Source organism: Bacillus sp. DX4.1 (assembly GCF_030348195.1).
Classification (GTDB): Bacteria; Bacillota; Bacilli; order Bacillales; family Bacillaceae_G; genus Bacillus_A.
This window is the reverse complement of the sequence record NZ_JAUCFT010000007.1, coordinates 18321-41535: the sequence shown is the minus strand read 5'-3', so window position 1 is coordinate 41535 and position 23215 is coordinate 18321. Positions and strand designations below refer to the sequence as shown.

The following is a 23215-nucleotide window of genomic DNA, read 5'->3' as shown; positions in this document are numbered from 1 at the left end:
GATTTATTGCCTATATTCCTTGCTCTTCCTCTTCTTCCTCCAACAATTCTTCAAAATAATCTGCATAAGTCTCCCATTCATCTGGTTTGGACGTAAAAGAATTTTTCTTTAATTCAGAAATTTCCACTCCATCAAACCAGATAATTGCAGGATTATTTAGAGTGTCCATTACTATTAAACTTTCAGGCGGTTCAGCTAAAACAATAAATCTAGAGGGTAAATGAACAACCTCTCTTAATCTAATTGTTTCATCTATGATATTTAGACTGTTATCTACATTCGAAAATGAGTGGTTACTTATTCCCCCAAAATATCCCCCACTGAAAAATGTAGCTATCTCACAAAAATCTTCTAGTAATTTTATATTCAATTTCTCTTCTATTTTCACTAAATCTTCATCTTTAATTCCTTCGTTAGAGTATAGTGCTTCATATCTTTTTTTCATTCCAGGGATTTTCTCACCCATTTTAATACCTCTCTCTATAATTTATTTATTTTCTACTCTCCATTTCCAATATTCTCTTGTATCTACTCCAAATTTTTTCCTATCAATTGGAAAACTAGGATTAGGTTTACTTTTACCAAATTGACTGTGTAAAATATCTTGACCATATTTTCCAACATCATGATACCTTGTACTAGCTTCAGCTAATGGCCCCCTTGAATCCTGTCCAATGTGATGCAATGTAGCAAACCCACCATCCGGGAGTTGTGGTGCTAATCCACTTGCTGCAGCTTCAGCATTTGTTTTACCAATAAATCGCTTATCGCCCGTAGTCCTTATATGATTCCAGTCAATATCATTTCTTTTAAACACCTCATATGTTTGTTGAGTTCCTTTAGGTCTAATAGCTGTCCACTCTATCTTAGAATCAAATACTTTATTTATATCCTCTAACCTATTATCTCCAGTCGCTTCCTCACCTAATCTACCAACATTCCCTTTCCTGGACCGCCTTGCTTCCCTGCTACTTACACCGTCTCCAACTATTTCATGACCCTTGTTGAAGAAGGCAAGTGTATTATCCATACCTTCGGCCATCTTTCCGCCAAGCTGATACATTTGTTCATTTCCGTACTTTTCTACTTTTAGACCTGCTAGTCTCATGCGGTCAAGCGTAATATTTTTTCCGTCTTGCAATGATTGTACTAAATTTGAATGAAAAATAGTTTCTCTATCTCATCTTTTTACTAATAATCCAAAGTTAGTTGTTATTTTGATTCCTTTTACAATTTTCTTCTCTACTATCGTCGTACACTATACACAGCCATTACAATCTATAAAATCGGCGATAAAAAATTTAACACCTCGTGCACTTATAAAAGTATAATGAATCTTTTAAATTCTATGCTAAAACGCAAAAAAGCACTTGTTTCCTTGAACTGCACCCCAATTGTTAGACACGACTAACAATTGGAGGTGCAATTTTTTTATGACGAAATACTCTTTAGAAGTCAAATTATCTTCAGTTACCGCTTATCTTAACGGCATAGAATCCTTTAAAGATATAGCTCAAAAACATAGTGTAGATATGACGATGTTAAAAAAATGGGTAGCTAAGTTTCGAAAACATGGATTGGCAGGTCTTCAAAAGACATATACAAATTACTCTGTTGAGTTTAAAATGGACGTACTTAAATTTATAAACGAGATGGGAGCGTCCATCGCAGAAGCCACTACGGTATTTAATATTCCTACTTCTAGCACTGTGTGGAAGTGGAAACATTTATTTGAAACACAAGGGATTGACGCTCTTCAACCAAAGGAAAAGGGGCGTCCACCTATGAAAAAGAAGCCAGAGAACAATCAACAAGTAGAAGGATCAGAAGAAGCATTAAAAGCGGAAATTGAGAGATTACGTATGGAGAATGCGTATTTAAAAAAGTTACATGCCTTAATTCAAGAAAAGGAAAAGTCACAGAACAAGACAAAGCGCAAATAATTTATGAGTTGAGGCACGAATTTAAAGTCATTGACTTAGTAAAAGTCGCTGATATTCCGCGCAGTACCTATTATTACTGGGTGAAACGAATGGATCGCCCAGATAAATATCACGAAGTGAAAGAAATGATCCAACAGATTTTTCATAAGCACCAAGGTCGATATGGCTATCGTCGTATTACGTGGACATTACGCAATCAAGGTATCATATTAAATCACAAAACAGTTCGTCGCTTAATGAGCGAAATGAATTTAAAATCTCTTGTCCGTATGAAGAAGTATCGCTCATATCGTGGGAAAGTTGGTAATATTGCACCAAACATACTAAAACGTGATTTTGGAGCAACGAAACCAAATGAGAAATGGGTTACAGATGTGACAGAATTTCACATACATGGTGAGAAGTTATATTTATCCCCGATACTTGATTTATATAATGGTGAAATTATTGCGTATAACGTAGAGAAACGTCCTGTTTACCCATTAGTCTCAAAGATGTTGGATAAGGCTTTTCAACAATTAAAAGATGGTGAATTTCCTATCCTCCACTCGGATCAGGGATGGCACTATCAAATGAAGGAATACCAACATGTATTGAAAGAAAAAGGAATTACACAAAGTATGTCTCGTAAAGGGAATTGTTTAGATAACGCAGTCATCGAAAATTTCTTTGGCTTATTAAAGTCTGAATTACTCTACTTACAAGAGTTCGAAAGCATGGAACATTTTAAATTAGAATTAGAAAAATATATTCACTACTACAATAATGACCGAATTAAAACAAAATTAAAAGGAATGAGCCCTGTACAATACAGAACGCATTCCTCATTAGCTGCTTAAAATATGTGTCTAACTTTTTGGGTTCACTTCACAATCAAGTGCTTTTTGTTAGCTATATAAATTAATTGATTACTAATCCTATTTTAAAACCAACGAGCATGTTTAATTCTCTTAACAGAATATGGTTATATACCTCCATACTGTATAACCTTCATGAGTTATTAATTCAATTTAGATATATCTATTACTGTAAACATTTTAAAGGTTATTTTTACTTATCTCCTCAAACCACTCATCAGCGATATGATCCGCCGTTTTAATATCATCATTCGTATATACTAAGTCATACTTGTATTCAGCTTTGAAGTTGCCACTCTTAACATCATAAATTAATTTCATCTCCGTTGGCATGTCTCTCTCATATTCTTCGCATAATACTTTTACTTTTTTGATATCTTCACATATTATGCGCAGTACCATAAACATTCGCTCTGGAGACACATCATATCTTTCGTCTCCATTCTCCAATGCATCATTCACTTTATGACATTCTACATACTTATTATTAATCAAATAAAAGAAGCTGCTCGAAATAACTCCTTCTTCACGTGAAGCATAAACATACACTTTATCCGCTCTATCTTCAACATATTCCATACATATGGAGATCATATCCGCTTGCAATTCACTAAATCTATCTTCAAATTCTTTCATACTACTTTTTCACTCCTTAGATTAATTTTCAAGAATTTTAAAGGCCGGCTTACCATCAATAGAGTAATTAACTATAAATTCCTTTCGACGCATATCATTCCCAGCATAAATTATATCAACATTAACTGTTACTTTTTTGGGAGGTGTTTCTTTCAAAGCTGCTGCCCATTCTTCTTCAATCTTCTTATATTGCTTCAAATTAACGTCAGATAATTGCGAAACCAAATTATCAATTTTAGGTGAGTCTCCAAATCTATCACCTGCCAAATGTCCTGCATGGTCCTGACCTTTTACTTTTCCTGGTGTATTTTTGCTATGTGATAATCTCTTCTCTCTTTCAGTTAATTGTAACTTATCTGTTTCAAATTTTTCAATTCTTCCAAGGTTATCTGTTTCATAAAAATAGTCATACTCTACGGTTTTATACCTAATATTCGGTTTCAACTTATTTCTTCTTCCATTGGTAAACTGTTTCCCTTCATCTACTAAAACTTTAGCTTGTGCCTCTCCCGCTATAAGTATTTTCTGCATTTATTTTTATATTTACGTGGATCGTACCTATTTTTCTTCCTACATTCAGATATATTGTTATTACTCCTCTCAATTTCTTTGCATAAAAATAGAACCAACGCTTCTTCCATTAGAAACATTGGTTCTATTCTTAGTTATAATATAAATCTATTTCTTCTTTTCATTACATCTTTCATTTAGAGCAAAAGATGATTAAGTGACAAGGTATTTTAAAACTAGTTTTCAGTTCCATCAACTTAAAATCACTTTTTAATTTTTATCTATTACTCTTCCACCTACTCACTGCTTAATTACAATTATGCAGTAGGTTAGGTTAGGGCATAATTTTTCATTAGAAAATTATTATTATCCTTCAAATTTATCCCAAATCAATGTTCCTTTTTCACGAAAAATATTATCCAATGCTTCTAAAGCATTCTCTCCTGCCCAACCTGTTGATTCAAATATTCTTCCTGATTCTGATATGTATAAATCTATTTCAAAATTATAGAGTGAGCCTACAGGAATAACTTTATCATCAATAAATTTTTCTAAACCAAAACACGAACTATCTAACACACCTATCACTTCCTTAATGCAAGTGGTATGTTTAGATATGACCAATCCATCTGGCCAAATTTTTTCAACATTGATTCGTAATTCTCCAAACTCCTCCATAAATTTTTTTGCACTTTCAAAAATCTCAAAGCCTCTTTCTTCAAGAAACTTTACATTTTCTGATATGTCTATTTTTCTCCCCTCATACCATCCCGCTTTTTTTAATTCTTCTATTGTCTTATTTGATATTTTCATTTTCATTTTCATTCCTCCTAGTAATCAATGTTATAGAATCCAGAAAACGTTCTACTACAATTATCACAAGGTTCAGCAAAGCCACCTTGTAGGTTTTCCGTTCTAATCATAAAATTATCATAATGGTCGTAAACACATTGTTGGAAATGAAGATATCATTCATAGTGATTTTGTCTTTGACGCGCTCTGTCGTTTGGACATAGGAACAGCAATTGTTTCTTTTATGCCGATGATATTTCGAGTTTTATATTTATCAATCGTTAAATCTCATATGAAGGGAGCATACTCCCTATATTTGGATTTATTATATGATTTCTATGCCAATTTTTTATCTGTTAGCATCCTGAAATTGGAGTTATAATCTAATAACTTTTAACTAGTCATTTCTCAATTGCATAAATGTAAAAATGACTTTGGAACAATAATCCAAAGTCATTTTTTATTCATATTCTTAAAAACTCTTTTATGAAACTGTCCATATTTATAGCATATGTTAACTACTAAAAAAACAATAAATCAGCCTACTTAAATTTCAGCTGATTCATTTAATCTTTTCACTGCATTATTACAATTATGAATTCATTTATATATAGTATTCTCCTAGTTTTTATACCATTTATTAATTCTGTTAGTTTATGCATCTAGGTACTACTTAATTTTGCAGTAAAAAACTATTTGTAAAATAGAATTTCTCTTTCTTAGATATTAGAATAATATTGCTTTAAATTATTTATGCCCTTAATAAAATTTTTAATAGAATTTTCATCTGCCATTAAATTACTTAAATAAAGTAAAAAATCAAATTCATCTTCATCATCTCCGAAGGTTAAAACGAATGGACTTATATATGGTTTGTATATAATATTACAGACAAGGACTTCCTTTATTTTCATTCTGAAATTACGCTTACCATCATCTAATATTTCATTTGTGCAATTTATTTCATCTGGCTTAGTTTCATACCTTTTATCATTATATTGGAAATATAATTTGCCATCGTCAATATATAGCCCTAATAGCTCACCATCTTCACTAAATCCACCTTCTCCATTTTCTATATCATTTATACTATTTGCATCAACTAGTGAATATCCTTCTGGTGTTATATTAATATATGTGTTCTTTTTAGAATAATTATCTAAAAATATCATAACTAACTCCTCCTAATGAATTAACCCTAATAGTGTATTTATTACATCATCTTTTTTCATGGATTTTTTAATAATACTACTCCAAATTTCGTCGTCATTTATATATGTGCCTTCTTTAATTAATTTCTTCTTAGTTTTATTAAATAACCATTGTGAATCTGGACCTATTGGATTATCATATTTTTCCATATTCCTCACTTCTAATCCTGCTCTTTCTTCTGCTGTCATGTCTGCTCTAGCTGTAACTTTCTGTTGATTACGTGCATCAACAACATGTTTTGCTATGTCTTCTTTAGAAAATCCTTCCGAAGTCATTCTTTTAATATCAATTTCTAATTGTTTAGATGCTTCAAGATAATCCTTCCTAACATTTTGCATTCCTTTTACCCAATCAACATCAGTAAAATCATATTCTGGTTTATGGTATGCAGTACCTTCATTTGGTAAATACCCATATACTCCATTATCATCAGGGTGTATCTGCTTAAGTACATCTGGCTTTACTTCTTCTAAGGGTATTCCTTCACCAGTTTTACCTACTCCAGCTTTTCTTATCCCCTCTTCAGGAACTTTCTCCCCAGATAACCGGTTCGCATTTTGCGCTTGCCCCTTAGCAAGTGAAGCCTCAAGCCCCTTGATCTCATTATCTATAATCTTACTACTCTCTGTATGACGCTTATTAACCCACTCGGTAATCTTTCCTAGGCCACCGCCTTGCTTCGCTGCCAATGCACCGTTTCCAGCTGATTCATAGCCCTTGAAGAAGGCTAATACATGATCTACACCCTCGCTATTTCCCGCCAAGTATATACATTTTTAACACTTTCTGGCTTTAAGACCAAGAGCTTGAAAAAATCTAAAATCTACATACTCCAACTGAACAGTTCATTTTCAAATTAACAATATCTCATAAGCGCTACTAATCAAATTCTAACTCTTTCTTGATATGACTTCCATGTTTACCCTATTATTCTATCTCTAATGTATAAAATTGTTTGGCACAAAATAAAACACCTAAACCCTTTAAATGGTTTAGGTGTTCCCTTCAATCTTATTTACACATATTCTCTCGATTCAAGTCAAATACTGCTTCAACGCCATTCTTCATTAACTTTTGTAATAATACATCGCGTCCTTCAGTAAAATAACAAATAATTTCTTCTTTATATAATGGTAGTAATGTATGGAAATAAATTGGCCAGTCACCTGCTATTTTTTTGCCATCTTCACGAAACTCCATTTTGAAAACATCGGAACATTGTGGCAGTGGTGGCACAATCATCACACCACAAAACTCCGTACTTTCACTATAAGGATAAATTGGGGCATTCGGATTCCATTCGGATTCCCCTAACTGAGCTACATATGACTGTTTTAAATCTTCCTCTGATTGGTTTGGAAAGACAAGCCACTGTCCTAACCAATATCCATTTCGCATTACATCTTTACCGAAGTTTTGAAAAAGACGTAATGGCCATCCATACTTTGGATGTTCCAAAGTAGTTGGTGATATCTCCCAATCCTTTGGTAGATGCATGACAAGTTCCGCATAGCCACTATCTACACTTGATGGTGCTGGCATGCGAAAATAGCTATTTCGATATGTTACTAATGTGTGATAATCCACTGTTTCATTCGGTCCAACATCATACAATTCTACATCCGTTACCATTTTTGTATTTGCTTCTATATGATTTGTAATTGAACCATAATGCTGCTGAATATGAGATTCAAAATCTTCTATCGACGTTGGACGTATCATTGGGTTGTTTTCGATAGGTTGTTCATTGTTTTCTTCATCGGATGTCCATACTAGATCAAAATCGAATCCCTTTAGTTCACTATCTACAATCCTCTCTTTAAATTCATCTGACACGAAAGTCTGTACCGATACAATTGGAAAATCCCCATATTTATGCTTTGTATTTAATGCGCGAAAAATATGCTCCCCTTTGATTTTTTCTGAAAGAAAAGCAAATTTGTCAAATCCAGCAAAATTATTAGGTTCTGCGTTTTCATAATCAATACACTCTAATACGTTCATTACATTTATTGCATAACATTCATATCTTTCATGAACAAGTGGAAGAATTTCGACCTTCCCTTTCATTAAATCAAACACTACGTCTACTGCTTTCTTTGTGAAAATAGGAGGCATTGAACTTAATAAATCAGTTGGTTCCCCCTCATTTGATAGTTTCATTTGCAGGGGCTTCCATGTATCAATCATGGATATGCCTTTAAAATTATTATCAAGAGTTTCCCACTCCTCTTTATTTCCACACTCTAATTGGTCAAAATTATAATTACTACTAATTCGCCATATTTTCATTAAACTACTCCTTCCTAATCTTTATATAGAAAATCTATTTTTCCTGTTAATAGGCCATTTCTAGTTCCCTCTAAAAATGTCAATATTTTTTAGCGCTTAAGTTGGTTGCTTATACGTGCTCGATCAATTATTTTTAAACATTGATTTTCTTACTCTGTCTGCATGATGCTTATCGACCCATTCGGTAACCTTTCCTGGTCCACCGCCTTGCTTCCCTATCAATGTACCGTCTCCAGCTGCTTCAACGCCTTTGAAGGAAGCTGCTATATAATCTACACCCTCGGCCATTTTTCCGCCAAGCTGTTACATTTTGTCATTTCTAGATTTTTCTATTTTTACTTGCTAGTCTCATGCGTCAAGCACAATATTTTTTCCGTCTCACAATGATTGTACTATATTTGAATGAAGAGTAGTTTCTCCATCCCATCTATTTGCTTATACTCCAAGGTTAATTGTTATTTTAATCCTTTTTACAATTTTGCTCTACGACCGTCATACACTGTACATAGGCGTTACAAACTATAAAAGGTGGCTATAAAAATTTAATACTTGGTGTACTTATAAAATTGTAATGAATCTATTAAATTCTATGCTCAAACGCAAAAAAAGCACTTGATTGTCGTCTATTGTCGACAATCAAGTGCCTAAAATTTATATATATTCTAAGTTTCTATGCTGCATTAAGTTTATAAGTTTTATCACATTATAGTAACAATATGACACCTTATATATCATAAGCTTCTTTGTACATTCGAAAATTGTATGCTCCGTATTCACTTCGAAACGAACCACTAATTTTCTAGCGAAGCTCATCAGACGGACATCCCGATCTGCCTAGTTATTGCCGAATGGAAATAAAAATATTAAACAGCTGAATCAATTTAGCGGTTGGGTAGTTACCTTATTTATATCCCCTTCATTATTTCTCTTGATGTATACATTTAATTTTTATTATAAATTCATATTGATAGAATTATACTCACTTTATGTAAAGAGCATACTACAAGTAACCCAATCAAGTTCTATGGTTTAATCAAACCATTTGTCACCATCAGTAATCCATTTATTGTTATGTAAATCAAAGCATTGATCATAATCATGAAAACTAAAATAAGAGGGTAATTTTACGCTTGTACCACCTGCTTTATTCCAGCAGGCAGCAAACCATTCCACTATGGCTTTTGTTTCAATTTCAGATATTACTTCATCGTTTTGTTCATAAAACTCCCAAAATTCATCTGATTTACCATCAGGGAATTTGTAGTATTCTACATCATCTATCAAATCGTGACTGCCTGAAAAGATACTGCTATCATTTCCTTCATAAAAGACTTCACTTGCTCCTCCATCCATAGAATACATTACAATGGACATTTCAAACGACTGAACAAAAGCTGTGAAATCTAATAAATCTATCCCCTTATAATAATTAAAATGAAGTGTCTCTTTTATATTTCGAATAAGATCATCGGAATTTTTTTGAAGACCCTTTTTTAAAGAACTTGTGTAATTTTCTATTGTAAACAAACTATTCACTCCATATTCTAATTGAATCTCCAATACTAATCCTTGTTTATTTTAGTTTTGTTTCACATAATTAGTTGTATTAAATGACTTATCATTGAATAATTGCAAGTTCTTTCTATCGTAGTTTTGAACTTTATACGCTATGTCTTTATGGATAACTTCTGCTTCTACTCCGTTTGACATTTGTTTTGTGATATGTAGGTTTAATGTTAAAGAATTCTTATCATATTCCCACGTACCTTCTATATGGTTAGTCTTCCTCGGATACTCACCTACATTGTAAACTTCAAAAGTTTTAGGACTTCCACCTTTTAAAATAAATGATGGTTTAAATCCGTCTGAAGTCTGTACTCCCCAGTTACCAATTAATTCAGTACCATCTATTACGTTCTTCTGTACCGCATCATAGTCGATTCCGGCTTTCTTATCTAAGTCTTTAATATCTTTAACCGATACTGTACCATCACCGACTTTTGTATTCTTATCTTTAAGTGAGTTAATTGCTTTATACCAGTATTCGTCACCTTGTTTCAGAATCTTCTCTGACTCTTCAATCATTTCTTTGTCAGTCTTTTCGCCTTTTTCTCTAGTTGTTTTTCTAGTAAACACTTCTTCTACTATTTTGGAGGACTCTCTAAAGTAACCAGTCGCTTTTTCAAGGTTTTTCTGTTCTTCTATATACTCTTTAGGTGGGTCTATAGATTCAATCTTATCTAATACCCCATTCATTTCTTTTATTGAATCTAATACGTCTGATTTCTTTTGCTTGCCGTCAAAGAGTTCTCTTATTGTATCATTATGCTTCTTAAATATAGTATCAAACTCTTCAACTAGTCCAACTACTCTAGTTGTGTAGTCTTCTTTTGATACCTTCTCTTTCTTAACAGAAGACTTCTTTTCATCTGCTTTAGCGGGTTTAGACTCTTCTGTCTTTGTTTCCTTAGATTCAGTTTTATCCGATACGCCACAACCGAATAATAACATAACTGGAACTGCTACACCTACTAGTTTCTTTGCTTTCATGACTAATTTATCCCCTTTAAATTTTACTAATTAAGACCGTTTTCATTACTTCCACCATTTAATAGTTTATTTTGCTTTTCACCTATGTTTGCTGCCGCTTTTTTCCAGTACTTACCGCCTTCTGCAATCAATTCTAAAAAATGTTTCATCTTATCTTGATTCATGTCTTCTAAAGATTCTAATTGAAGTGTATAGGCTTCATCATATAAGTCCATTGCTTTAACTACCTTTTGATGTTCTTCCTTGAATTCATTAGGAGGGTTAAGTTCTTTAATTTTCTTTGTAGATACTTTAAACTTTTCTACCAACCCTTTAAACTCTGTTTTCGTCTCTTCCAAAGGTTTCTTAGAAATAGCCATCTTTTGAACATCTGCCATAATCTTTACCATATCAGTTGCAGTAGTCATAAGTTCAGGTGTATACTCTTTAACAGCTAATTGCTTACCTGTACTTTCCACTTTTACTTCCTTAGCTACTGTTAGCTTATCTTCTTTCTTGTTTTCAGTTGAAGACTTGTCTTCCTTTTGAACAGAAGTAGTTTCTGCTTTCTTTGTTTCTTTCTCTACTTAATCTGTTCCGCAACCTCCAATTAACATTAATGGGATTGTGAAACATAATAGTTTATTTACTTTCATTGCTGTACCTACCTTTTTTTGTTTGCATTATCCATATTATTCCTATATATCGTACCATTCACCTTCTTCAACGTCAAAGTGTCTTTCCTTGAAGTCTTCATTTCTTCTATAGGGATTTTCAAAGGTTTGTTAACACTGGATTGTCAACAAATTATTTATTTCATACTTTTAACATAAATATTTAGTTGTATGTTAGGATGATTTCTTCTAAATTCAAGTATTAAATTAGAACAACTTTAAGTCCGTTACTGGATGTTCCCCATACTTTATCTTGATATTCTAATTCATCTATTTGTTTTTTCAGCAGACCATCTTCCATAGCTTCTTTACCAAGTTTGATAATTTGTTCATTTGAAATCACACTAGGATCATATACAGTCTTGCGTAAGGGGTCTTTTCCTTCTTTTGGTACAAATTTAAATTCCCCGGTCCCTTGTCCTCTATAATCTTTTGTCTCAACTTTTAATCTATACTCTATATCATATATCCCTTTAATATCTGGGTGCTCTACTCTCTTGACTTCCTCCAATTTATATTGATCACTATTATCAAAGTATTTTTTAATTCATCATAGTTATGTCCGCCACTGACACCGTGACGTTTTGTACACTTTTCTACTTTTCCAGTTAAATGTTCAACATAGTAGCCTTCTTTATATTATCCTTACCTTTAGCAAGCGAAGCCTCAATCCCCTTAATCTCATCATTGATTTTCTTACTGCTCTCTGCATGATGCTTATTGACCCATTCGGTAATCTTTCCTGGGCCACCGCCTTGCTTCGCTGCCAATGTACCGTTTCCAGCTGGTTCATAGCCCTTGAAGAAGGCTAATACATGATCTACACCCTCGCTATTTTCCGCCAAGTATATACATTTTTAACACTTTCTAGTTTTAAGACCAAGAGCTTGAAAAGGTCTAAAATCTACATACTCCAACTGAACAGTTCATTTTCAAATTAACAATATCTCATAAGCGCTACTAATCAAATTCTAATTCTTTCTTGATATGACTTCCATGTTTACCCTATTATTCTATCTCTAGTTTATAAAATTATTTAGCGCAAAATAAAGCACCTAAATCCTTTAAATGGTTTAGGTGCTCTATTCAGCCTTATTTACATGTATTCTCTCGATTCAAGTCAAATACCTCTTCAACGCCATTCTTCATTAGCTTTTGCAATAATACATCATGTCCTTCTGTAAAATAACAATGAATTTCCTCTTTATATAATGGTAGTAATGTATGGAAATAGATTGGCCAGTCCCCTTCTATTCTTTTACCATCCTCACGGAACTCCATTTTGAAAGCACCTGAACATTGTGGTAGCGGTGGTACAATCATAACGCCACAAAACTCCGTACTTTCACTATAGGGCTGAATTGGGGCATTTGGATTCCATTCCGCTCCCCCTAACTGAGCTAAATATGACTGTTTTAAATCTTCCTCCGATTGGTTTGGAAATACAAGCCACTGTCCTAACCAATATCCATTTCGCATTACATCTTTACCAAAGTTTTGTAAAAGGCGTAATGGCCAGCCATATTTGGAATGCTCCAAAGTAGACGTAGATACTTCCCAATCCTTTGGTAGATGCATGACAAGTTCCGCATAGCCACTATCTACACTTGATGGTGCTGGCATGCGAAAATAGCTATTTCGATATGTTACTAATGTGTGATAATCCACTGTTTCATTTGGTCCAACATCATACAATTCTACATCCGTTACCATTTTTGTATTTGCTTCTATATGATTTGTAATAGGTCCATAATAGTGCTGAATGTGAGATTCAAAATCTTCTATCGATGTCGGACGTATCATTGGGTTGTTTTCTATAGGTTGTTCATTGTTTTCTTCATCGGATGTCCATACTAGATCAAAATCAAATCCCTTTAGTCCACTATTTGTAACTCTTTTTTTAAATTCGTCTGATACAAAAGTTTCTACAGATACAATAGGAAAATCTCCTAGGTCATGTCTCATATTTGCTGTACGGAAAATATGCTCGCCTTGTACTTTCTCTATATTAAAAGAATACTCTTTAAATCCTCCATGATTATTTGGCTTTGCATGATTATAATCGATACAATCTAATACATTTATTACATTAATAAGATAGCAGTCATAATTATCATGTACTAGAGGCAACACTTGGACCTTTTCTTTTATTAAATCATATACTGTCTCTATTGCTTCTTTCGTAAATATAGGCGGCATGTCATTTAACAAATCAGTTTGTTCCCCATGATCCGATGATACCATCTCCACAGGTGTCCATACATCAAGCAGAGAAATACCTCGAAGTCCTTTTTTAAACAACTCCTCATCTTGTTCACTATAGCACTCTAATTGATCTGATTCTAGCCGATTTCCGATACTCCATATCTTCATGTTAACACTCCTTTTTTAATCCTTATATAAAAATTCAATTTTTCCTGTTAATAAATCTCTTCTTGTTTCCTCAAGAAAATCTAGTATTTTTTGACGTTTTATCTTATTACTTACTGATAACATGTCAATCTCATTTAAATTACGTTTTAAAAATCTAATATACTCATTACCATGCTTATACATCTGAGCTCCTTTTTCATTCAAGTTACTCCATGGACTATGCGTAACCTGCCCAGGCCAATTAAGGTGATAACCTTCTGGTAGAAATACCCCATTAGCAGCTGAATTCCCTTCTATACCATATTTCTCTAGGTACTTACGTAAATGCCCTTGTTTATCAGGAACAATATGATGTGCTTGATGCTTTGCTGTTGTTGGTCTTGGTATACCTGCATTTTCTAATTCTTCACCAAGTATTTTAGAAGGCTGTTTCTTTGCTCCATGTTCCTTGGTTAATTGTGTCCATGTTTCATCACTTCTTATCTTAGTTGCATAGTCATCAGCTAGGTGACTTGCTTGTTCTCTCAAAGATTTTCAACACTATCTATTTTAATAATAAAATCATTATCTTTACCACTAGCTTTTTCCCACTTTTCATAAAAATTCCCCTAAACAAATTCACTTGTTTAGGGGAAACTGTCTACTTTAGTTTAGCAGTTACAAGGGGAACATCCGAAGCGTTTTTTAACTGGTTTTCAAGGGTATTTACAAGTAGATGGATATAGTGGTTATCATCAAGTACCGGATGTCACTCTTGTGGGATGTTGGGCGCATGCCAGACGGAAGTTTGATGAAGCCTTAAAAGCTTTACCTGATTCACAGAAGGGGAAAAAAGTGAAGGCAAGTGAAGGTTTACACTTCTGTAATCAACTCTATTCGATTGAAAGAAAGCTCAAACATGTCAACCCTACCGAGCGATATGAGCGGCGCCTTAAGCAAAGCAGGCCCATTCTGGACCTTTTTTCAGCATGGCTTCATGAACAGAAAGATCATGTTCTACCCAAAAGTGCTCTAGGAAAAGCTATCACTTATTGTTTGAATCAATGGAATCATCTTGAAGCTTTTTTATTAGATGGTCATTTAGAAATCGATAACAACAGAAGTGAACGTTCTATTAAACCGTTTGTAATTGGGAGAAAAAATTGGATGTTCTCAAATACACCGCGAGGTGCTAGAGGAAGTGCCATCATGTATAGTGTGGTTGAAACCGTAAAAGAGAATAATTTAAGTCCCTATCATTATCTTCTTTATTTGTTTGAAACACTCCCCAATATCGATTTAAACAATAAAGAAGAAATTGATAAAATCTTGCCGTGGTCAACGGATTTACCTTCTAGATGCAGAGTGCCGAAAAAAAGTGAAGTAAACAAAAAATAACTCCAAAATCAACTTTTATTGTATATTTTGGAGTTGCTTTACGTTTACCGTTTATCTGCTCTTTCTCCAATTAAGTCTAATAATTCATCTTGCATTGCTATTTCCTCCTGTTTATTTGCTTGTTAGTAACTCTTCTACTGCTTTATCCATCCGTTCTACTAATTTTACTACGTCTTTATCTCTTCTAAACTCTATTACAATACCTTTTGAGAAGTTTACCTTTATTACCCCTACTACTGGGTAGGGGATAGAGTGGTCTGTAAAATCAACTTCTTCTAAGTTCATGATATATCCGTACTTGTCAATTTGTGTGTCTATGAACTCTTTTTCGTCTACACTCAATTTCACCAGACTAGAGGTAAGAGGGTATAAGTAAAGACCTGCTACCTTTAGTCTCTTGAAATAGATAATCATAGTCTTTGGAACATTGTTTAAGTTTTCTTTTAATAAGATTCTTGTACCTTTTTCTACCTTTTCTGTTCTCCAAAACTTAGTTTCCATCTATTATACCCCTCTGTTTGTTTATTGATTAAGGAATCTATCTAACGATTTTTCCATTTTCTTTATTAAGTATTCTTTGTCTCTCTCGTTACTAAATTTGAAAGTAATACCTTCTATAAAGTTTACCTTGAATGCCCCTACACTCGGATAAGGAATAGCAAAGTTATCAGGGTCTACGAGTTCCATTTCTGATACATCCTTACAATACTTAGATGTTACTCGTACATACTCTGCATAGGATAGTCCAAATGATACCTGTATAGGTGTGAAGGGTACAAAGAACATTCCTAATGACATACGTTCCAATAAAAGAAATATAGGGTTTGGGATTTTATTGTGTAGTTTAATGTCTCTTAGGCTTATCTTTGTTCCTAAGTCTGTTTCTTCTAGTTTAAAATGCTTTGACTTTACTTCCGTTATCATTTGAATACCCCCTTTACGCCAACCACAGTCGGTTAATACGACCTACTAGAATGTATTCTTCTCTATCTAAGTTTACATTAACTAGTTTTAATACTTTCTTATGAGATAGTGCTACTTCAATCTCTAATGAACCATCCAAAAAATAGCGTTTCTCTGATAAGTCTACATTGTTAAACTCAATTACTACTATTGTTTTGCCTGTTTCTTCTTTCTTTGTTGCTAGTTCTACAGTTTTATTGACTGTTTCTTCTGTCTTTGTTGTTGCTAGTGATACGTTTCTATTATCCATAACCCCTGTCCTCTCTTATTTGAACGTTACAGTATACGTTAACTTCGAAACGAACCACTAATTTTCTAGCGAAGCTTCATCAGACGGACATCCAAATCTGCCTAGTTATTGCCGAATGGAAATAAAAATATTAAACAGCTGAATCAATTTAGCGGCTAGGTAGTTACCTTATTTATATCCCCTTCATTATTTCTCTTGATGTATACATTTAATTTTTATTATAAATTCATATTGAATATTTTCATTTCTAAATGGATGTAACTATCAAGGCAAATTGGTATTTACCAACGATTGATATCTTGAAAACATCTTAAAAATCTAGTTTGCCTAAATCATTATGTTTTATAAAACGCTCTATTTCCACTTCCAAATCAATTCTATTAATATTTTTATCAAAAACAAATCCCATTTTACCATTACGTTTCTGTAGGAGCAATTTTTTGTTTTATGATACGACCTTCAGTATCCCATTCTATATAATGAAGAGCTATACCAAATTTATACTCTCCTTCAAATTTTAAATCTCCACTTTCGTACCAGATTCTCTCGGTACCATTACTTTGTCCATGAATTAAATTTTTCACTGATTTTAAATTTCCATCTTCGTAAAACTCTATTAACTCGCCCTCTATAAAACCTTTCACATAATTTGTATAATATATCAAATTACCATTATCATATAATTCATAAACTAAACCCGTAAAAGGTTCTCCATTCTCATCTTCCGGATTATCTAAAACCTCATCACTATATGATGCAAACCATAAATCTTCGTCAAAATCAGTCCCGTGTTCTATAACATATTCTTTATTTAGTATATTAATTTGATTCCCCACCCTTTTCCACCTCTGAACTACATTCAAACCCTTCGGTCATAAAATTTCAATAATATGATCTAAGCCTCCATCTACCGCATCAACTATTTTTAATCGATTCACAACATTTTCTAAAGATGTGATACTATGCTGTCCAATATTTCTATTTGACACCACATTAAATCTTCTTTATGTTGCGCATATGTATTTATCCTATTAGCAAGTCCTCTAAGATACTAACCAAACTCAATTTTTAATAACGATTCATTCAAGATTAATGTTTCGTTTTGGATATAAAAAAATGCAGAGATTTCTAGTATCAATCTCTACTTTTTTCTATTGATCATCAAAATAATCTTTTATACCATTTCATGTATATTCCTAATAAATAATGTTATTTAAATCGCAACATCTTGGTAACCTATCCTAGCTACTTCTTCATTTATTAAACGAATGCCTAATCCATTTTCTATGTCCCATGTACAGTCAAATGTTAGCCCAATATATCGACCTTCAAAACGCCTAGCAGATGGGACATAAATCCCAACTAGCCTAATCCTTTCAAGAAGCTGCCTAACCGTTTCAATTAAAGGGTAATTTTCATTATAAGAAACATCATATCCGAGCTCATATCGTTTTTGTTTATAATAATCTAAAATTGGTTGCAAAATACTTTGTTGAAGATACTCCCAATTCTGTATTAACGAATTATAAGAAGCATACTGTTTTTCACTAAATTCACCATTTTCTTCACAATCTATCATCAAAGCAATATCGACTTCTTTTCCGCAAAACTCAACAGTACTATCTCTATTCCAGACATATTCATATTCGATTTTACCAAAAACCGCATCATTTATTATCATTTTAAAGTCTCCTTATCTTAGACATTATAGTTTTAATAACACCATATCTATAATTGAGTATCCTTACATACCCTTCTGACCAAATAATTAAATCCCCAAGCGCTGTTGAAAATAAAACAATTCCATCAGTATACCTTTTACTTGTTTCCTGAAGAACCTCCATAAAATCATCAGGATTAACCACTTTTAAATAACCATTCAAAAAACTACCATATTCATATCGTTCCCAAAATTCAATAATTTCGTTCAGAACTTTATTTCTATATTTATCTATTGTAGTACTAGAAACCTTTTCATTCACCTCAAAATCACTCAACACATGCAACATGTTCACTTCACTCCTAGTAAGTTAATTTTGCATTTAAATTGGTGTATATCCTTTGTTCTTTTAATATATTTTTTATCATCTCATTGATTTGTTCATCAACTGCATCTATTCGATACCACCACTGAGAATCGAGGGAGGAATTGATTCTAATGTCTTCCATTCTTCCAACCTTAGATGTATTCCCCTTCATGGAGCCTTAATTTTCAAACATATCATTGTCTTTTTCCAATATTTTATTGTGTCGAGAAATCGGGGTATAAACGATAGACCATAATGGTAAATCATTATAAATACATGACTTCAAAATGACCTTTTCTTTTTCTATATACTTTATGTATCATTCATAATTAGTAAAACAATATCAATCTCTCTGACTTATTCTTTGTCGTCCATCTTTATTTTTAAATATTCAGCAATTTCTATTTGCCCTCTTTCAATAGCAAATTCATAAGCTCCCCTATCTTTCATAGTATTCCCTGTATACTTTATAGTCATATCAATACCATTCTTAACAAGAAACTTTACAATATCAAGGTGTCCACCATAAATGGCTGAGAATAGAGGATTTCTATTTGGATCACTAACATCTAATATTGCACCATTATCAAATAAGTACTCTACAATACTAATTTCACCTTCACTAGCTGCATGTGCAATAGGTGCTGACTTTGGTACACCTTCGTTTATGTTAATATCCATACCAGATTCAACTAGAAATTTTATCATATCCAGTTTACCAGCTCTAGCCGCAACATGTAGCCACGTTCCAAAAGGCGTTACAACATCAAGCAAATCTTTATCAGTAATAATTATCCCTTTCGCTTGTTCTATATCACCATTCTTAATTAAATCATAGATTTTTATTGCTTTTTCCTTATTATCCATAGAATCCTCCTACAATATCTTTATTTCATTGATGCCGCTTCTCCACCTAGTAACTTTGGCATTTCATCCATTTTTTCACGAGTTCCACCAAAACTATATACTTCCTTCACTTTATCAAAAACATGTTAAAAACGTTCAATACCATGCTGTCCTGTAATTCTATTTGGCGCCTAAATAAGATTATACTTACCAAGTATTAGTTCTATTCCGTACTTGTCTAGTTAGATGTATTAGTGAAGCATACCCCAAAATTCATTGAAGGTATCTGCAACATGATAACTTACTGGTTCAAGTTCAGCAGAATTTTCATGATCCCACACACAAACTTTAGGGTTATTTCTTGATTCTCTAAAATCTAAACATAAAAAATCACCAGCAAATAATACAGCAATTGGTAATAAAGCTACTCCCAGTAAATCTCCATCATCCGTAAGTCTCTCATCTAGTTGAGTGCATGTTACATCAATATCAAACATACCTATTTCAATGTTTTCTGGAGCTTCGAGAATACATAAAAACCTAATAACTGCATAACTATGGTTATTACACACAAAAGACTTCTTTTCTGGGGAACCACCATTTTTAACTTTTATGAAATTCTTATAATCTATCGGTAGTTCAACTCTCCAAAATTCTTCTTTCTGAGATATTAAACTGTCAGATGGTAACGGATAAATTACTGATTCTTTTTTTATTTCCATTAAAAACACTCCTTTTGTTAATTATCTTGGCGCATCTGCTCACAGCCCTTTAGTCCTTCCACCATTAGGAACAGTAATGCCATGGATTTTATAAGGAACTAGTTACATTTACCTGGCACTTCAGTATGATGCCACGTATAAGAAGTATTTCCTATCATTTTCCTTATATCTTCTGGAATCCTTTTGTTCAACGAGTTAAATAACCGTTCTATTCTAAAACAAAAAGGGTTACCTGATGAATAAGTAAAACCACCACTTATGAGATAATCCTTTTTTTAACCCTCTATTAATCATGTAATTTATTTAAAAGCTCCGTGAAAGTATTAGCAACATAAAATACATTTTCCCTTGCTACTTCCTCTGCTTCTTCTGCTGTAATCCCTTCCCTTTCCATCAGCGCTTCCTTTTCCCATGCACCTTCATGTTCCCAAAAGACAACAATTGGATCCTCTTTTTGATTTTTATAATCAAAGCAAATTAAATTTCCTGAAGGATCAATTGCAAAAGGAATAACATTACTAGGAAGCGTTCCTTTATAATTTTCATAAACCTTTAATATATTCTCTATACGGTTTTCATCATAAGAAAGTAACGAACCAAATACCCTCTCTATTCCTTTTACATCAAAAGCTTCTGGCTCAACACTTGCACCATTATTTTCAAGCACACATTTAATATAGTCTTGTGGAAAATGAACACCAATTTTTTTGGCTACCTCTTGTACACATTCCATACTAACAAGTTTGTCTGGGTTATCCCATTCTATATGACTCATCTAATACAATCCCCCCATAATTTATTACCACCTAAACGATTTACACCATGCTTATACGAAATAACTAATTGTATCCTTCCAAGTACTTAATGGTGATACCAAGTTAATCCTTTTATTCTTGCCTTACTCGCATTCATTTGAGTTAATTGGTCTAGAGTAAACAATTCTTTGCGGATCTTGCCTGAATCAATCACTTCTTTTAATTTCCTTATACATTCCTAAATTTGTGCATCATCTGAACTTATTTGTAAATTCTTATCTAGTTTCATTGCGAAACTAGCATCGTTCCCTTTAAATATGTTTTTATTAGCCCTATAACTGCTTTAAATTCTTTAACACTTTCATTACCGAGCTCTTTAATTATTCATCATCTACACTATTCTAGACTTTCAGAAATAACCACTGCTCTTTTAAGCCACCTGCTTGTCTAATTATCAAAAAATCATTAAATAACCTCTTTACAAATCAAATCAACTTTTTCAAAATATTGTTGTGATTGTTTCTCACTTATTTCTTTCAAAATATTAATTACGTCCTCTTTATTCGTAGTTTTAACCTTCTTCAAGACATTAATAAATGGAATAATGAAATCATCTGTAGCTAAAAAGCTTCTATAAAGCCTTTTAGCACAATATTTAGCTTGCGGAAAAACAATACTTATCCCTTCAATAAGTTTACTTAAACCATCTTCAACTCCATTTTTTTCAATTATATAAAAAACTGTTTCAATTAAGTCACCAATAATCGAAGGTTCATCTATTTCATCATGAAATAAACTACACAAATCAATAATCACTTTATTATCTGCCGTTTGCGATATTTCATTTAAGATTTCTTCAAATAGCTCAATACTATCATCTTCATGATCCAAAAAACGCATTCTTTTTAAAGTAGATATCTTTCTATCTAAAGACATTTATTTCCCTCCATGCTTTGAGTAAGGTTTATTGAAGATTTTCAAACTATCTTTTTGAGCGTTATTGTGATATTATTCATGAATTTCAACAAACTCACGAATTCTATTTCTTAAGTTTTAATCATACAATCTATCTTCTTTTAGTACCTGCCTTAAAACAATAAAACACCATGTAAATTAATCCTATAGTTTAATTCTTGTGAAGTAAACTTTCCATATTTTCAAGCCAGTATTCTACCGTACCCGTAATACCGCCACTCTCCAAATTTGAGATCCGACTCTAAATACTCGTTTTCGAGGTATCGCGAGCTTCTTTTACTTTTTCGCTGAAGTTCGTTCCGCCGTATTTTCTTACGCTTCCACCTGGTAATACTTCTACATCTTTAAAGATGTAGGTTATGTTGTCTGCTGTTTTTACTAGTATAATTTCAATTATACTAGTAATTTGCATTAGCCTTAATTTATAAAAAATACTTTTTATGAAGTTATAGCCTGCCTATTAATAAAAAAGCACTCGTTGTCTTTTTTTGACAATCAAGTGCTTTAAATTCATATGTTTTTAAGTAACAGTAATCCGTCACTGTTCTTTTTCCAACAGTCCAACCAACGCTAGTTGATGTGGATATTTTACAAATTTACTCTCTGATAATACAATTCTATTTTTCAGAAAGTTTATTAATAAATTCCGTAAAACTAGAAGCTATTTCCCTAATAAACTTTGCTTCTAATTCCGCTTCATTTTCTATCTGATAGGTATGACAGTGATAAACACTACCTATATCGCTACCATGGATTGACATACATATAATGTTATCAACTGGGTCTTTTCCTATTGGAATAAGTCTAGAAGGCAATTTTTTCCCCTTAATATAATAATCTAAAGAATTTTGCAGATTATTTTCCGTTTCCTCTGATAGTGGAAAGAACATCATAATTGATGACGTAACTACATCATCTTTCGTAGTAAATCTTCTTCTATTAGATTTACCACCATTATCTCTTAATAAAAAACTCTTATAGTCCTCTGGTAGTTCTAATCCATTAAGTCTTTCAAAGTTTTCTATATCTTCGGCTTTAATTTGTTTGAAAGTATATTCAAATCTAAGATTCATAACTCATCGACCTCCGACTCATTCGTTTTCACTAAAATGCAACGAATCTATTAAATTTGTAAAAGTACTGCAAATATATTCAATTGCTTGTTCATCACACTCATCGCTATCATAAAAAACTATTGTTGGTGAGTGTTTATCATTTCTAAAATCAAAACATATTTTATTTCCAAATGGATCCGTAGCAAAGGGGATTATTCCCTTTGGGATGTATGGCGAGGTAATATCATAAGTAACTGTTATGCTAATATATTCATTCGTATAGCTTAGTAAGCAATCAAAAACTCCTTCTCCCCCATCTTCAAAGAAAAATATATTCGGTACTGGATGACTGCCATTATATTGGTATTATCCCCTCATAGTAGACAGTTGAAAGAAAGTTACTGTACTGTTTATTATGGAGGGGATT

30 protein-coding genes and 2 pseudogenes are annotated in these 23215 nt (G+C 32.8%); 2 read left to right on the top strand and 30 right to left on the bottom strand.

The genetic code is table 11. The features are described 5' to 3' along the window. Positions 1-10: 10 nt before the first annotated feature. Positions 11-466 (bottom strand): SMI1/KNR4 family protein, encoded by a 456-nt coding sequence (locus QUF99_RS02230; RefSeq protein ID WP_289368448.1) that lies wholly within the window; start codon positions 464-466, stop codon positions 11-13. Positions 467-487: 21 nt separating this feature from the next. Further along, positions 488-1141 carry an HNH/ENDO VII family nuclease gene (locus QUF99_RS02225; RefSeq protein ID WP_289368447.1) on the bottom strand — a complete coding sequence of 218 codons (654 nt, stop codon included), beginning with the start codon at positions 1139-1141 and terminating at the stop codon, positions 488-490. A 292-nt stretch (positions 1142-1433) separates the two neighbouring features. Between QUF99_RS02225 and QUF99_RS02220 the strand changes: the two genes are divergently transcribed. After that, positions 1434-2782 (top strand): IS3 family transposase gene (locus QUF99_RS02220; RefSeq protein ID WP_289368445.1). Its coding sequence is split into 2 segments (ribosomal slippage): positions 1434-1890 and positions 1890-2782, totalling 1350 coding nucleotides; the frame shifts between segments, so codons are not numbered across the junction. A gap of 198 nt (positions 2783-2980) precedes the next feature. On the opposite strand, the gene QUF99_RS02215 is transcribed toward QUF99_RS02220, so the two are convergent. The 14 genes from QUF99_RS02215 to QUF99_RS02150 all read right to left on the bottom strand — a co-directional run bounded on the left by QUF99_RS02215 (position 2981) and on the right by QUF99_RS02150 (position 14346). Next, entirely contained in the window at positions 2981-3436 is a 456-nt protein-coding gene (locus QUF99_RS02215; protein WP_289368444.1) for an immunity protein YezG family protein, read from the bottom strand. 21 nt (positions 3437-3457) lie between these two features. Then, positions 3458-3967: a DNA/RNA non-specific endonuclease gene (locus tag QUF99_RS02210; protein WP_289368443.1), complete on the bottom strand. Its 510-nt coding sequence runs from the start codon at positions 3965-3967 to the stop codon at positions 3458-3460. Positions 3968-4312: 345 nt separating this feature from the next. Further along, positions 4313-4759 carry an SUKH-3 domain-containing protein gene (locus QUF99_RS02205; RefSeq protein WP_289368647.1) on the bottom strand — a complete coding sequence of 149 codons (447 nt, stop codon included), beginning with the start codon at positions 4757-4759 and terminating at the stop codon, positions 4313-4315. Between the two features lie 698 nt (positions 4760-5457). Beyond that, positions 5458-5910, bottom strand: coding sequence for a hypothetical protein (locus QUF99_RS02200; protein ID WP_071746605.1), 453 nt, complete (start codon positions 5908-5910; stop codon positions 5458-5460). A 12-nt stretch (positions 5911-5922) separates the two neighbouring features. After that, positions 5923-6639, bottom strand: a complete 717-nt coding sequence (locus tag QUF99_RS02195; RefSeq protein WP_289368441.1) for a hypothetical protein — start codon at positions 6637-6639, stop codon at positions 5923-5925. Positions 6640-6961: 322 nt separating this feature from the next. Further along, a complete protein-coding gene (locus QUF99_RS02190) occupies positions 6962-8242 on the bottom strand; it encodes a suppressor of fused domain protein (protein ID WP_289368440.1) in 1281 nt (426 codons plus the stop codon). Positions 8243-8365: 123 nt separating this feature from the next. Then, positions 8366-8530 (bottom strand): hypothetical protein, encoded by a 165-nt coding sequence (locus tag QUF99_RS02185; protein WP_289368439.1) that lies wholly within the window; start codon positions 8528-8530, stop codon positions 8366-8368. Positions 8531-9271: 741 nt separating this feature from the next. Then, on the bottom strand, positions 9272-9769 hold the full coding sequence (locus QUF99_RS02180) for a hypothetical protein (protein WP_289368438.1): 498 nt from the start codon (positions 9767-9769) through the stop codon (positions 9272-9274). Between the two features lie 51 nt (positions 9770-9820). Further along, complete coding sequence (locus QUF99_RS02175) at positions 9821-10792, bottom strand: DUF3994 domain-containing protein (protein WP_289368437.1); 972 nt, start codon at positions 10790-10792, stop codon at positions 9821-9823. A 26-nt stretch (positions 10793-10818) separates the two neighbouring features. Beyond that, entirely contained in the window at positions 10819-11250 is a 432-nt protein-coding gene (locus QUF99_RS02170; protein WP_289368436.1) for a DUF7018 domain-containing (lipo)protein, read from the bottom strand. 397 nt (positions 11251-11647) lie between these two features. After that, entirely contained in the window at positions 11648-11956 is a 309-nt protein-coding gene (locus QUF99_RS02165; RefSeq protein ID WP_289368434.1) for an EndoU domain-containing protein, read from the bottom strand. A 97-nt stretch (positions 11957-12053) separates the two neighbouring features. Next, positions 12054-12290: a hypothetical protein gene (locus QUF99_RS02160; protein ID WP_289368433.1), complete on the bottom strand. Its 237-nt coding sequence runs from the start codon at positions 12288-12290 to the stop codon at positions 12054-12056. Positions 12291-12537: 247 nt separating this feature from the next. Further along, complete coding sequence (locus QUF99_RS02155) at positions 12538-13818, bottom strand: suppressor of fused domain protein (RefSeq protein ID WP_289368432.1); 1281 nt, start codon at positions 13816-13818, stop codon at positions 12538-12540. Positions 13819-13833: 15 nt separating this feature from the next. After that, a complete protein-coding gene (locus tag QUF99_RS02150) occupies positions 13834-14346 on the bottom strand; it encodes an AHH domain-containing protein (RefSeq protein ID WP_289368431.1) in 513 nt (170 codons plus the stop codon). 138 nt (positions 14347-14484) lie between these two features. On the opposite strand from QUF99_RS02150, the pseudogene tnpC reads away from it, so the two are divergent. Continuing rightward, positions 14485-15195 (top strand): annotated as a pseudogene (gene tnpC / locus QUF99_RS02145) (IS66 family transposase); the annotation flags it as partial. Between the two features lie 111 nt (positions 15196-15306). Here the strand turns inward: tnpC and QUF99_RS02140 are convergent. The 14 genes and pseudogenes from QUF99_RS02140 to QUF99_RS02075 all read right to left on the bottom strand — a co-directional run. After that, on the bottom strand, positions 15307-15696 hold the full coding sequence (locus QUF99_RS02140) for a hypothetical protein (RefSeq protein WP_042983496.1): 390 nt from the start codon (positions 15694-15696) through the stop codon (positions 15307-15309). Positions 15697-15717: 21 nt separating this feature from the next. Then, a complete protein-coding gene (locus tag QUF99_RS02135) occupies positions 15718-16119 on the bottom strand; it encodes a hypothetical protein (protein WP_289368430.1) in 402 nt (133 codons plus the stop codon). A gap of 13 nt (positions 16120-16132) precedes the next feature. Then, positions 16133-16408: a hypothetical protein gene (locus QUF99_RS02130; protein WP_289368429.1), complete on the bottom strand. Its 276-nt coding sequence runs from the start codon at positions 16406-16408 to the stop codon at positions 16133-16135. 416 nt (positions 16409-16824) lie between these two features. After that, complete coding sequence (locus QUF99_RS02125; protein ID WP_289368428.1) at positions 16825-17244, bottom strand: toxin-antitoxin system YwqK family antitoxin; 420 nt, start codon at positions 17242-17244, stop codon at positions 16825-16827. A gap of 377 nt (positions 17245-17621) precedes the next feature. Further along, entirely contained in the window at positions 17622-18089 is a 468-nt protein-coding gene (locus tag QUF99_RS02120) for a DUF6985 domain-containing protein (RefSeq protein WP_289368426.1), read from the bottom strand. A 1-nt stretch (position 18090) separates the two neighbouring features. Then, positions 18091-18417 (bottom strand): GAD-like domain-containing protein, encoded by a 327-nt coding sequence (locus QUF99_RS02115; RefSeq protein WP_289368425.1) that lies wholly within the window; start codon positions 18415-18417, stop codon positions 18091-18093. A 13-nt stretch (positions 18418-18430) separates the two neighbouring features. Then, complete coding sequence (locus tag QUF99_RS02110; RefSeq protein WP_289368424.1) at positions 18431-18577, bottom strand: polymorphic toxin type 15 domain-containing protein; 147 nt, start codon at positions 18575-18577, stop codon at positions 18431-18433. Between the two features lie 215 nt (positions 18578-18792). Next, positions 18793-19302: an ankyrin repeat domain-containing protein gene (locus QUF99_RS02105; protein WP_289368422.1), complete on the bottom strand. Its 510-nt coding sequence runs from the start codon at positions 19300-19302 to the stop codon at positions 18793-18795. Positions 19303-19532: 230 nt separating this feature from the next. Next, positions 19533-20003 carry an SMI1/KNR4 family protein gene (locus tag QUF99_RS02100; RefSeq protein ID WP_289368420.1) on the bottom strand — a complete coding sequence of 157 codons (471 nt, stop codon included), beginning with the start codon at positions 20001-20003 and terminating at the stop codon, positions 19533-19535. Between the two features lie 286 nt (positions 20004-20289). After that, positions 20290-20778, bottom strand: coding sequence for an SMI1/KNR4 family protein (locus tag QUF99_RS02095; protein ID WP_289368418.1), 489 nt, complete (start codon positions 20776-20778; stop codon positions 20290-20292). Between the two features lie 445 nt (positions 20779-21223). After that, positions 21224-21694, bottom strand: a complete 471-nt coding sequence (locus tag QUF99_RS02090) for a hypothetical protein (protein ID WP_289368417.1) — start codon at positions 21692-21694, stop codon at positions 21224-21226. A gap of 280 nt (positions 21695-21974) precedes the next feature. Further along, positions 21975-22145, bottom strand: a complete 171-nt coding sequence (locus QUF99_RS02085) for a hypothetical protein (RefSeq protein ID WP_289368415.1) — start codon at positions 22143-22145, stop codon at positions 21975-21977. 205 nt (positions 22146-22350) lie between these two features. Next, positions 22351-22806 (bottom strand): SMI1/KNR4 family protein, encoded by a 456-nt coding sequence (locus QUF99_RS02080; RefSeq protein WP_289368414.1) that lies wholly within the window; start codon positions 22804-22806, stop codon positions 22351-22353. An 18-nt stretch (positions 22807-22824) separates the two neighbouring features. Further along, positions 22825-23139, bottom strand: a pseudogene (locus QUF99_RS02075) (SMI1/KNR4 family protein); the annotation flags it as partial. Between the last annotated feature and the right edge of the window lie 76 nt (positions 23140-23215).